Origin of the sequence: Allobaculum sp., assembly GCF_047010065.1 — a bacterium.
GTDB lineage: Bacteria > Bacillota_I > Bacilli_A > Erysipelotrichales > Erysipelotrichaceae > Allobaculum > Allobaculum fili.
The window spans coordinates 1-6,961 of sequence record NZ_JBKXLD010000115.1 but is presented as its reverse complement, the minus strand read 5'-3'; the positions used below and the strand labels follow the sequence as shown (position 1 = coordinate 6,961).

4 protein-coding genes are annotated in these 6,961 nt (G+C 52.1%); 1 reads left to right on the top strand and 3 read right to left on the bottom strand.

Features of this window, described 5'->3' with window-relative positions:
- On the bottom strand, nt 1-2,712 hold a 2,712-nt coding region (locus ACLUYS_RS08885), incomplete at its 3' end, for a YfhO family protein (RefSeq protein ID WP_412659641.1).
- 552 nt (nt 2,713-3,264) lie between these two features.
- Here ACLUYS_RS08885 and ACLUYS_RS08880 point away from each other — a divergent pair.
- Nucleotides 3,265-4,683, top strand: coding sequence for an MATE family efflux transporter (locus tag ACLUYS_RS08880; protein WP_412659640.1), 1,419 nt, complete (start codon nt 3,265-3,267; stop codon nt 4,681-4,683).
- A gap of 871 nt (nt 4,684-5,554) precedes the next feature.
- On the opposite strand, the gene ACLUYS_RS08875 is transcribed toward ACLUYS_RS08880, so the two are convergent.
- Nucleotides 5,555-5,794, bottom strand: a complete 240-nt coding sequence (locus tag ACLUYS_RS08875; RefSeq protein ID WP_288339571.1) for a hypothetical protein — start codon at nt 5,792-5,794, stop codon at nt 5,555-5,557.
- A gap of 217 nt (nt 5,795-6,011) precedes the next feature.
- On the bottom strand, nt 6,012-6,920 hold the full coding sequence (locus ACLUYS_RS08870; protein WP_412659639.1) for a class C sortase: 909 nt from the start codon (nt 6,918-6,920) through the stop codon (nt 6,012-6,014).
- Between the last annotated feature and the right edge of the window lie 41 nt (nt 6,921-6,961).

Below are 6,961 nucleotides of genomic sequence, written 5' to 3'. Positions count from 1 at the left end.
GCGTTCGAAATCTTCTTCTACGACTTTCGAAACCGTCTGATTTCCCACTTCGTCGCTGTCGTCCGCCGCTGAACCTTCGGTTTCGAGTTCCTCTTCCCTGGAGACTTTCTTTTTGCGCAGCGGCCGGCGGCGCTTTTTCTTCTTATGGGGGTCGTCTTCATCCTCCGGGTACGGCTTGTCGTCTTTCATTTTTAAGATCAGGACCGCATAGATAATGCCGCCAGCCGTACCAAGCAGACCGGATTTGAATCCCTGCGGCTGATACGTCAGTTCAATCTGATTCAGACCCGCGGGCAGATGAATTTTCAGAAAGCCGTTCATGAAGCTGTCACAAGGTACGCTCTGTCCGTTGACGGTCGCCTTCCAGCCTGGATCGTACGGAATGGTAAACACCATATCGCATTCCTTCTGGGCCTCGTAATTTCCCGTCACGCGGGTCGCTTCCACGGACTGATCCTTGAGTCCGTTCGTATTCAGACGTTCCACCGCCCGTTCGACCGCATCCTCGTTCATCGACGCCGCATACAGCGTCAGCGTCTGCGAGTCACGATCCGAATCCGCTGTAAACTGCAGTTCGACAAAATCGTTTTCGGCCACATCGCCGACGTAAACGACTTCGCCGTCGTATTTATCTTCGTGAACGAGCTGATCGTTTTTGAACACCTTGAACTTGCCAGAACCGCCAAGCGTTCCATACACGTACACCTGAGTGCCGCGAAACGGCGCCAGCTTGACGGTCGTCACATCCCCGTCTTCGATATCTTCAATCATGCAGGTGCCAGACTCGGTGAATTCTCCATCCGTCTTCGCGTCGGTTTCAATCGACGCCTTTACATCGAGCGGCGTGAAGCTGTCGGGCATCAGGGTATTGAGATTGGTAAATTTATTGGATGCATCGAGCGCGTCGATGCCGTCAAAAATCGTACTGCCAATCGGCGTGGCATACGGCGACTTCCAGAGGACGAGATCATCCACCCTTGCCACTTCAACAAACGGTTCGGGCAGCTGTTCGTGCTCGTCGGTCGCATACAGATCGACGCCAAGAATGAGATCGCTGATGGACGTATGACCATAGACGCGGTAGTAGTTTTCGCCGCTTGCATAGCCGAGCTTGCCTAAAATCGACGCGGTATCCGGATTGATGACGGAGTTAAAGGAAGATACGCCGCGAAAGCCGTACAGGGCGGGCGCGTTTACGATGTCGCTGCAAAGAATGTCCGAACGGCCGGTTCCCGTAAACTGCGCCGCTTCCAGATCCGGCTTCATATTCGTAAACGAGCTGGACAGATCGCCCGGCGCGCACTGGGCCAGACAGCCAAAGCTTTCGGCCAGAATGAGCCACGAAAGCAGCACCTGGCGATGAAAGCCGGCCGCCAGTGTAAAGCAGAGCAGGCAGCCGACAAGTGCCGGCTCAATCCAGGTATTCGAAGTCTGGGAAAGCCAGACGACACCCGAAAAGGCGATGGCGGCCGTTACGCCGCAGCCGATCAGAACCGAAAGCTTCGTTTTGCGTATTCGAACCAGTCCGTCATACATCATCAGGCAGGACAGAAAGCCGACAAGAAAGCCGAAGCGGTTTGGCACCTGCCTCTGCATGTAAAAGCCATGAAAGGCGTAGTTCAGCCAGCTGCACTGCGTCGCCACCAGGTAAAGCAGGCAAAGACCCGAAAGGCCGAGACGCGTCCGCCAGGAAATCGATTTCTGAAAGAGGAAAACGAGGCAGAACATCAGGCAGGCCGAACCCATGTACAAGTTGATCGCCCCGCGATTATGGGTAATGCGGACAATATTCGCATCCGGCAGAAGCCGGGAAAAGAAATACGCCCAGTCATTGAAAAATTCAAAATCCGGCGGTGACATGCGTGAAACGTTGTCCATAAGCATGCCCTCGATGACCGGAAGCAAAACGAGTGAAGCCAGCAGCGCGGCGCAGAGCGAACAGAGCGCGAACCAGATAATCAGCACCCAGCGCCGGTTTTTAAAGCGCATGACGAGCACGACTTCATACAGCGCCAGAAAGATGCAGAGAATGGCGCCCATGTAAAAGTTCATGAAAATAGCCGCCGCCAGCGAGAACAGATACGCTGCACGGCCTTTTCTGGTATCGAGCCGTTCCATGCCATAAAGCATTAACGGAAGCAGTGCGATCGAATCCATCCACATGAAGTTGACCGCGTAGCCCATGAAATAAAAGCCAAATCCGTACGTGATCGCGCAGGCAGCTGCGGGCATTGCTTTTTTCGAAGCGCCTTTTCGTGTCGGCAAGTACCAGGCCATCAGCGTACAGACCAGAATGTTTTTCAGAACGATAATCAGATTGGCTGCGAACGGAATCTGCGTACGGTCGAACAGAAGCGCCACGAAGGTAAAGGGGCTCGTCAGGTAATAGGCTATGGTCAGAAAGAAGTTTCCGCCAAGGCCTCCGTTCCACGAATAGAAGACTGAGCCGCCTTCTCGAAATATGCTCCAGAATTCGGACAGAAACGGCATGTACTGCGCGTACCCGTCGTTCGTACACAGGCTCGCCTCCCCAAGAGGGAAAAGCCCGATCACGATCCAGGTAACGAGCCACGCCAGCGAGGCGACCAGCAGCGTGATCACCGCCGCTCTTGTGGAGACGTTTTTTATATTCAGAAAAGGCGCCTCCAGTTTTTTCAGCCAGCCTGGCCTGTGCGATCTGGGTCTGGCCTTTTCGGACAGTGCGGATTCCATAAATGTTCTCCTTTCTCCGTTCGTTTCAGAACGCTGAACACAACGGGAAATAAAATAACAACGGTAAATAAAATATAGGTAAATACAGGGGAAAGACGGGTCTGGCCGGTTTGCAGACAGGAGAATATCCAGAACACCTTCCGGTCAGAACCTGCTGAATTTTCAAAAGTGCTTTTATTTTCGCAAAATCAAGGGCGCAAGAAAAGGCGGGGCCCATACTGCGAACCGTTCCAGTCGCTCAAAGCGGCCTGTACGCAAAGCCGCAGGCCATAAAAAGCGGAAGAAAATGCCATAAGAAATCCGGTGTAAGAAAGCGGCCAAAACGGAATACCGGGACGTACAGTGCGCAAAAAAGCCCCGAAAGTATCCGCTTTTCCTCTCTTTTTTACCGATCCTGCCCTGCCATCATATTCCCTGCCTGTGGAATTTGTCGGTTCCGCTCAAAAAAGCGCGTGAGAAAACGGGCAAAAAGCTGACTATATTCCTTTTGCACCGAAAATAACGGTTTGTGCCATAATAAGTTCTGATTTTGTTTAGAAAGGATGGTTTTCCATGTTCAAATCCAAGAGCAGTCAGACCGATCTGGGGACCGCCCCTGTCGGACGTCTTCTCTTTAATCTGGCGGTTCCGTGCATCCTCGCACAGATCGTCAACGTTCTCTATAACATCGTCGACCGCATGTATATCGGTCACATTCCCGGTAGCGGTCAGGCGGCGCTGACCGGCGTCGGCGTCACTATGCCTCTCATTACGGCGATCAGTGCCTTCGCGTATCTGGTCTGCATGGGTGCCGCTCCGCGCGCCGCGGTTTTCATGGGCCAGAAAGACAATAAAACCGCGCAGAAAATCATGAACAGCTCTCTGGCCCTGCTCATTCTTCTTGCCCTCGTTCTCACGGTCATTACCGAAGTTTTCGGCCGGGATCTGCTTATGTCCTTTGGCGCAAGCGAACAGACAATCCCCTATGCCTGGGCGTACATGCAGATTTATGCGGCCGGTACCATTTTTGTTCAGGTTGCCCTGGGCATGAACGCGTTTATCAACACACAGGGCTACGCATCCTGGGGTATGGCCACCGTACTGATCGGCGCAATTCTCAACATTGTTCTTGACCCGATTCTCATTTTCGTCTTCGGACTCGGCGTACGCGGTGCCGCGATTGCGACCGTCATTTCCCAGGCCTGCTCGGCGATTTTCGTTCTCTGGTTTCTGCGTTCGAAACGTTCCGCGCTTCGTCTTTCCCCTTCGCTGATCCGTCTGAACTGGAAGCTCATTCTCCCCTGCCTGGCGCTTGGTCTTTCTCCGTTTGTCATGATGATCACCGAAAGCTTCATCACGCTCGCCTTTAACACCTCGCTGCAGCGTTACGGCGGCGATCTGGCGGTCGGATCGATGACGATTCTGGCGAGCATCATGCAGTTTGCGATGCTTCCGCTCCAGGGCCTTACCCAGGGTTCGCAGCCGATCATTTCCTACAACTTCGGTGCCGCCAATCTGGATCGCATCAAAAAGACGTTCAAGATTCTGCTGATCAGCTCGCTGATTTACTCCTTTGGCTTATGGGCGCTTTGCGAACTGTTCCCGGGTGCCTTTGCTTCCTTCTTCACACCCGATCCCGAACTCATTAAGTACACCGAATGGTCGCTGCGCATTTACATCGCAGGTGTCTGCCTGTTCGGTATGCAGATCGCCTGTCAGCAGACGTTCATCGCGCTGGGCAATGCGAAGACGTCTCTCTTCCTTGCGGTTTATCGTAAGATCATTCTGCTTCTGCCGCTGATCTACATCCTGCCATTTTGCATGAGCGACAAAGTCTTTGCGGTTTTCCTGGCCGAACCGATTGCGGATGTTGTGGCCGCCGTTACAACCGGTATCCTGTTCCTGCGCTATACACGAACCAAACTGCCGGCTCTCATCGAGCAGAACCGTCAGAAACTGGCCGACGAACTTGTTCAGCCCGCACAGAACTAAAATTTCTCTGACCCCCAATCCGGAGTTTCGACTCCGGATTTTTTATGGCCTTTTTCAGGCTCTGAAACGGAATCCTCCCCCAGCAAAAGAGAAAGGAATCGATCCTGGATTCGACAAGCGAGCCAGGGAACGCAAGACGACCATCCGTCCTACCGTCAGGGCTCTCTTTCTTCGGATTTTGTGCCCGCTGGATCAAACGATCCTTAAAAGGAAAAATTCTGAGCCGCAGTTTGAACGGGCAGCTTCATAAAGAAGCCTCTCCGCACAATCGTCCGGCAGAAAGGCAGATCCAGAGTCCGTCTGGAATAAACGCTTGAAGCGGCAAAAGCACTCAACGCGCTTCCGTCTCTTCGTATCCATTTTTCCCAGTCGGAATTCCGGTCTTCCGATATTCGCTTCTTTTGTTTTCTTCTTCGAAAAGAAGTACCCTTAAATCCGAATCCGACTATCCGTTACGGATGGCTTCCATGGCCGGAACCTTTACCCCTTTCCATTCCCGCCTTCCTCTTTTACCAAGATCAAAAGCCAGGAGATTCGTCATAACCCGCCGCTTCGCGAAAAGACACCCAAACGAGAAATCGCTCCTTTTTGGCAGAGAAAAGGCGAACCTTCTGCCCTTTGGCGGCCTTCCCTTGCGGGAAGTTACCAGAACACAAAAGATTCGCCTTGCTGATTTGTAAATCGATCCAGATCCACGACTGTCGACGGACCGGACAGGCTTCTACTGAAAGCCAAAAAACGAAAAACCGAAAACGCGGACGAATTCGCGATGGCCTTTGCAGACTGGACACCATCGATTCCTGCAGCGATTTGTATAAAGCATGCACCTGGATGATCCGAAATCCGGGTGCATTTTTTCTGACTCAGAAATTTATTCCTCTACCACTTTGCACGCTTTAACAAATTCAAGGAACTGGGCGGCGGTCATCACTTTGCGTTGGCCTTTGCACTGAAAGGCAAAGAGCACCGCGTCCGTCGGCGCGCAGCAGTTCATATCATCGAGCCGTTCGAATTCTCCGCTTTCCCCATGGAAATCCGGATCATCTCCCTGATATTCGTATTTTCTGCCTTTCATCTTTTCGATCTGAAGCAGTGCCATCGTTTCATCCATAGTCCGTCTCCTCTCCTGCTGCCGACGGGAATTCGTTCCGATCCCTTCTGCAAGCCTTCCCTTTGATTCAGGGCTGAACTGAGCGTACTCTGCAGACTTCGAATTCCGCTCGGAAATGCATGAGAAAATCGCATACCCCTTGCGCAGGATAGACACCATCCGTCAGAAATCAGAAGGCCAGGTTCAAGAAGGAGAGCCTGGGATGGACAGCTCTATCTTAGCCACCGATTTCGCCAGTCTTCCCGTCATCTGTCTTCTCGCCATCCATTTCCTTTTGCGATTTTGTTTTCTTCTTCTTTCTGTGTCGATGCAGCAGCCACCACAGAAGAAGGAAGAGAAGAAGAAGAACGACAAGGATCCAGATCCAGTAGTTCTTCAGCAGTTTTTCGGCGAGATTTTCCGAATTCTCTGGTTCTTCTTCATACGGGATTCGATGACCTCTTACCAGAAGACGCTGCGTATTCACTCCGTACGGATAGCACGTATAGAGCGTGACCAGATCTTCTCCGGGCTGAATGTACATCGGTTCCATTTCATCCGGATCGACAATCAGCCGCTGATCTACCTCATACGCAAGCGTTCGGTCCAGCACACGGATGAAAAACTGATCTCCGTTTTTCAGCTTGTCAATGTCCGTAAACAGCTTGGCGCGAACCAGTCCGGTATGAGCCGTGAGAACGGTGTGTGTGCTCGGACCTCCCGTAGGCAGAGACGATCCCATCCAGAATCCGGCACCCGCCTGGAGCTGCTGTTCCTCGGTTCCGTAATATATCGGAATATTGACCCCGATTTTCGGAATTTGAATCGATCCGATCATTCCGCTTCCCAGCGGATTCAGCAAAGTTTCGACATACTCCCGCTCTTTGGGACTGCACGTCAGCTGCAGATCTTTGGCGGCCAGATACTCGTTGTATTCTTCCGCCAGCCGCCACTCTTCATCGAAGTTTTCTTCTACCCCTTCGAGTCCGATATTGTACTGGTCGATGTTTCTGCTGAGCTGATAGTTCACTACCATATCGCTGATGGAAGGATAGAAAATCAGACCCGCACCGCCAAGCATGATGAGAAGAGCAAGGATCAGTCCGAAACGGGATTGCTTCTTTTTCGTTTTATTCGTAAGTGTCAAACAATCGACGGGTATACGCGAGACTGAATATTAGATACGCT